Source organism: Clostridium sp. (genome assembly GCF_016650095.1).
In the GTDB taxonomy this organism is placed as follows: domain Bacteria; phylum Bacillota; class Clostridia; order Clostridiales; family Clostridiaceae; genus Clostridium_AD.
In genome coordinates this window covers 1-4962 of record NZ_JAENWL010000282.1, presented here as the reverse complement: position 1 = coordinate 4962, position 4962 = coordinate 1, and the positions used below count along the sequence as shown (strand labels likewise).

The following is a 4962-nucleotide window of genomic DNA, read 5'->3' as shown; positions in this document are numbered from 1 at the left end:
GTAGTTTTTAATTTTGGAGAGTTGTTGAGAAGTATCATTAATGCAATTAAAGATTTGATTTCAATGATTTCACCCCTTATTACTGGTATTATAATTGCGTATTTATTGTATCCATTATCAAAGCTTATAAATGTTTTTCTTGTTAAGCGTCTAAAACTTAAATGTAAAACCCATTTACTTAGCATTGTACTAACATATTTAGTAGTGATCTTACTATTTGTGCTACTTGTTTATAGTATTTACGTAATGATTGGTGGGCAAATTAGTAGCAATGAGACATTATCAGTTATGTTCACGTCTATCGGAGATTATGTAAAGCGGTATAATGAGTTATTTGATTACATTAATAAAAGAATTACCCAAAGTGGTCTCTCAGGCAATATAAAGGAGTATTTATCCCAAGCTATAAAGCAAATATCCCCATATTTATCAGTTTCTATAGGTAGTATAATTAAATTATCTGCGGGTATAGGTAGCAGCGTTATCAGTAGTTTCATTGGTTTGTTTATTTCCTTTTATTTATTAAAGGACTATGAATATTTTAAGAAACTATACTTGAATTCTATGTGCCTAATAATAAAGGAAAACAAATTTAAAAGATTCAATAGAACAGCCAATGAAATTAATTACATTATATCAAGGTTTATAAGAGGACAATTGCTTGTTGGTTTAATAGTTGGATTAATAAGCAGTATTGGACTATCTATTATAGGCATTGATTTTGCCTTTCTTATTGGGTTTACTGCGGGTATTGCCAATGTTATACCCTATGTTGGTCCGCTAATTGGTTGTATTCCAGCAATTATTGTAGGCCTTCTTAGCCCGAGTCCTATTATGGCACTATGGGCAGTACTGATACTTCTTGCCGTTCAGCAACTTGATGGTGCAGTTATATCGCCCAAAATCGTAGGAGATAGTATGGGCTTACATCCGATTTTTGTAATAATGGCAATAACAATCGGTGGAACACTAGCGGGTATACTTGGAATGCTTTTGTCTGTACCTATTGCCGGCATAATAAAACTTTTCTTAACAAAGTTTATAGAAAAACGCCAGGAGCAAGTGAACTCGGAGGGGTAAGCGCAAAATAAATATTTTAATTGTAAACATTTACTCCATAGGATATAATTTATTTAGGATGAAATGTTGTTTATTATACTAGGGGGTTGTGTTGTGGCAAATGTAAATTTAAATAAGATTTTTAATTTATATGAGGAAGTGGCTCTATCGAATACGCTAAAATCATTTATTTCTCCAAACGAAAAAGTATGTTTCGTTGTAAAAACAGTAAGAGACATGGCTGTTTTTACTGATAAACGTATTTTAGTTGCTGATAAACAAGGATCTGCTGGCAAAAAAGTTGAGTATTATACTATACCGTTTAAAAATATTATTACTTATGCAGTTGAAACAGCTGGTACATTTGATTTAGACCCAGAAATAAAATTAATATTAGCTAGTGGAATAACAATAGAACTAAAGTTCATGAAGGGTAAAAATACGGATCAACTATTATTAAAAGCATATTATTTGATAAATAATTTTATAATAGGTTAGTTTACGTGAAAAATTTACTAAGCATCTGTTAATTCAGGTGTTTTTTTAAGACCTATTTTTAAGAGGTAACAATCTATGTAGGGAATTGTATGTGATTAGAATAATTATGGAAATTAAAAAGGAATATTTAGGATTTTGTAGAATGATATATAATAGTATGTTATTTTAAAGTAATGAAAATAGATTTATATAAAATAGCCTGAAGACATAATATGTGAAGGAGATAAAGATGGAAAAGGATAAAAAAATAGCGGTTTTGATTGATGCTGATAACGTATCTGATAAATATATAAAGTATATAATTGATGAAATTTCAAATCATGGAACCCCTACTTATAAAAGAATTTATGGGGATTGGACAAAACCTCAACTTGCTTCATGGAAGAATGTATTGCTTAATTATTCAATTAGTCCAATCCAACAATATAGTTATACAACAGGCAAAAATTCAACGGATGCAGCTCTTATAATTGATGCCATGGATATACTCTATTCAAATAATGTTGATGGGTTTTGCATTGTGTCTAGTGATAGTGATTTTACAAAACTAGCAGCCCGCCTTCGTGAAGCTGGTATGTATGTTATTGGAATGGGAGAAAAGAAAACTCCTACGCCTTTCATCTCAGCTTGTGAGAAGTTTAAATATCTTGAAGTATTAGCTTCAATGCCGTCAAGAAATGTGGAAACAACAACTAATAAAGGAAGTCAAATACAAGAAGAATCAAAAGGTGGTATGATAAGTTCTGATAAACTAGTAGAGGCTATCAAAACTATTATCACTGAGATTTCAGATGAAGATGGTTGGGCATTCTTAGGGGAACTAGGTAGCACCCTTAATAAGAGGTATCCAGATTTTGATACCAGAAACTATGGTTATACAAAGCTTACGCCTTTTGTAGCCTCTTTAAATATTTTTGAGATTAGATCAATAAAAACCAGTAATCCAAGTATAAGTCTTAAATATATTAGAAATAAAGTATAATAAATAAGAAGAAAGTGCCGATAGATTAAAATCTTATTGGCCTTTTTATTTTGAAAAACTTTATGAATTAAAATAGGTGGGAAGTGATAATAATATGAGATCAGTTAAACTTACAAATAAGCAAGCTCGTCAATTCATTCTGATAAAACAGGGGTTAATAGGTGAGCATAAATTTATTGGAGAAAATGGTGTTTGTGATTATATAAAACAAGCAGGGTGTATTCAGTTTGATCCTATTGACGTTTGTGGTAAAAATGCAGAATTGGTATTGCAATCAAGAGTAGAAGGCTTTTCTAAAGGAATGCTTTATAAGCTTTTATATAAAGAAAGAAAACTTATAGATTATTTTGATAAAAATTTGTCTATATTAAGCATAGATGATTGGAAATACTTTGCGCCAATGCGGGCATTTTACCATCAATATGGTAGAAGTTTGGATAAAGTTAATTTAGTTGAAAAAGAGATAAGGTCAATTATTAAAGAACGTGGATTTGCTTCTTCAAAAGATATTAACTTTAATGAAAAAGTTGACTGGTCATGGAATCCTACTACATTATCTCGTGCGGCACTAGAAACAATGTATTTTAGAGGAGAGCTAATTGTTCATCATAAAAAAGGCACAATTAAGCATTATGCTCTTGCTAGTGAACACATTAATTCTGAAATTTTAAATGCCTGTGACCCCAATCTAACGCAGGAAGAACATAGGTCTTGGAGAATTCTAAGACGTATTGGTGCAGTTGGAATGCTTTGGAACAAACCATCTGATGCATTACTTGGAATTGATGGCTTAAAAGCTGCTAATCGAAGCAACATATTTAAGAAATTACTTGAGGCGAACAAGATTATAGAAATTGAAATTGAAAATATACCTGATACTTTTTACTGCTTGTCCGCGGATAGACACATCATTGATACGGTATTGTGCAATAATGAGTTTACATACAGAACAGAGTTTATTGCTGCTCTTGATAATATGCTTTGGGATAGAAAGCTTATAAAAAAGATTTTCAATTTTGAATATAAGTGGGAAATATATACGCCTATTGTAAAGCGTAAATATAGTTATTACGTTTTACCTGTTCTATCTGGAGATAACTTTATTGGGAGAATAGAAATAGTAAATGATAGAAAGCTAAAACAACTTATAGTCAAAAATTTGTGGCTCGAAGATTATATTGATGACCATGATAGATTTAATGAAAATATTTATGAGTGTATTAAGAGATTTTCCAAATTCAATGAATGTAAAAGTATTAAAATAGAGTGCGAAGGTTTATAATAGGATAAAATTAGGGAAGAGGATAAATAGTATTAAATATGAAAAGGCTGTGAAGTGTTACTTCGCAGCTTTTTTTATTAAAGTAAAGTGGGACTTCGCTCTAATACATTAACTTAACAACTTATACTTATGTCGATATCAGTGGAGAAAATATGTAGTATTTGTTAAATATTAAAAGTAAGACAAACCGCAATACTTTATAACACCGCCATTAGAATTGGTATGACTAGTAGAGTACCTATAGTTGAAATTGCTATCATTAACGATGCAAAATTATAATCCGAACCATAAGCCTTTGCTATTATTGCCGAATTAGCCATGACGGGCATAGCCGCTTGTACAATAAAAACCGAACCCATAAGGTGTGGTATAGAAAACATTGGCAAAATAAGTATTACTAGAAGTGGTGATATTACAAATCTACCGAATAATACCCAAACAATATCTATGCTAAATTTTACGGATTTCAAATTTACTGAGTAAATGGATGCACCTATAAAAAACATAGATAAGGGAGTTGTAAGATTTCCCAAGTATTTGCTAGTATCCATAATAAATGCTGGTAATTTTATATTTAATAACAACAAAACCATACCCACAAGAAATCCTATCAATGGTGGGGATAATATTTTTTTAACAAAATTGATTGAAAAAAATTTCAAACCTTTTTTGTCTCCATCCTTAGCAATCTCATATATGCCTAAAGTCCAAAAAAACGAAGTATTGGCTATGTAATAAAGCAAAACATAGGGAATGCTCTTCTCTCCAAATAACGCTAGATTAACTGGAATTCCCATAAATATAGTATTTGAATTAAAAAACATTGATACAAAAAGTCCTCTTCTATTGCTATTAACTTTTGCAACTATAGCAAATAGCTTGGCAATAATAAAGCAACTACCTATTGTTAAAAAAGGCACTATTAATCCACTTGAGTCAGATATAAGCTTCTGTTTTGTGAAATTACTTGAAATTGTATTAAACATCAGCATTGGAAGTGAAATGTTGATAACAATGGTTGTTATCAAATTAATTGCCTGTTCATCAAATATTTTTTTATATGCCAAAAAATATCCTATCATAATCATTATAATTATAGTTAATACACTTTGATTTGCTGCAAAAGACATATAAAATCTCC

Annotated in this window: 5 protein-coding genes; 4 read left to right on the top strand and 1 reads right to left on the bottom strand. The window is 30.6% G+C overall.

Annotated elements, in window-relative coordinates; genetic code table 11:
* From JJE11_RS14510 to JJE11_RS14495, 4 genes are all read left to right on the top strand, one after another.
* The coding region (locus tag JJE11_RS14510; RefSeq protein ID WP_291636859.1) for an AI-2E family transporter at window positions 1-1080 on the top strand (1080 nt) is incomplete at its 5' end.
* Between the two features lie 93 nt (window positions 1081-1173).
* Window positions 1174-1557, top strand: a complete 384-nt coding sequence (locus JJE11_RS14505) for a PH domain-containing protein (RefSeq protein WP_291636858.1) — start codon at window positions 1174-1176, stop codon at window positions 1555-1557.
* A 229-nt stretch (window positions 1558-1786) separates the two neighbouring features.
* Window positions 1787-2539: an NYN domain-containing protein gene (locus tag JJE11_RS14500; protein ID WP_291636857.1), complete on the top strand. Its 753-nt coding sequence runs from the start codon at window positions 1787-1789 to the stop codon at window positions 2537-2539.
* Between the two features lie 94 nt (window positions 2540-2633).
* Entirely contained in the window at window positions 2634-3821 is a 1188-nt protein-coding gene (locus tag JJE11_RS14495; RefSeq protein ID WP_291636856.1) for a crosslink repair DNA glycosylase YcaQ family protein, read from the top strand.
* Window positions 3822-4018: 197 nt separating this feature from the next.
* Here JJE11_RS14495 and JJE11_RS14490 read toward each other — a convergent pair whose 3' ends face one another.
* Complete coding sequence (locus tag JJE11_RS14490; RefSeq protein ID WP_291636860.1) at window positions 4019-4951, bottom strand: AEC family transporter; 933 nt, start codon at window positions 4949-4951, stop codon at window positions 4019-4021.
* Window positions 4952-4962: the final 11 nt, after the last annotated feature.

Excerpts from the sequence above, each read along its gene's own strand:
- JJE11_RS14500 (WP_291636857.1), top strand. The coding sequence starts at position 1,787 with ATGGAAAAGGATAAAAAAATAGCGGTTTTGATTGATGCTGATAACGTA.
- JJE11_RS14495 (WP_291636856.1), top strand. The coding sequence starts at position 2,634 with ATGAGATCAGTTAAACTTACAAATAAGCAAGCTCGTCAATTCATTCTG.
- JJE11_RS14490 (WP_291636860.1), bottom strand. The coding sequence starts at position 4,951 with ATGTCTTTTGCAGCAAATCAAAGTGTATTAACTATAATTATAATGATT.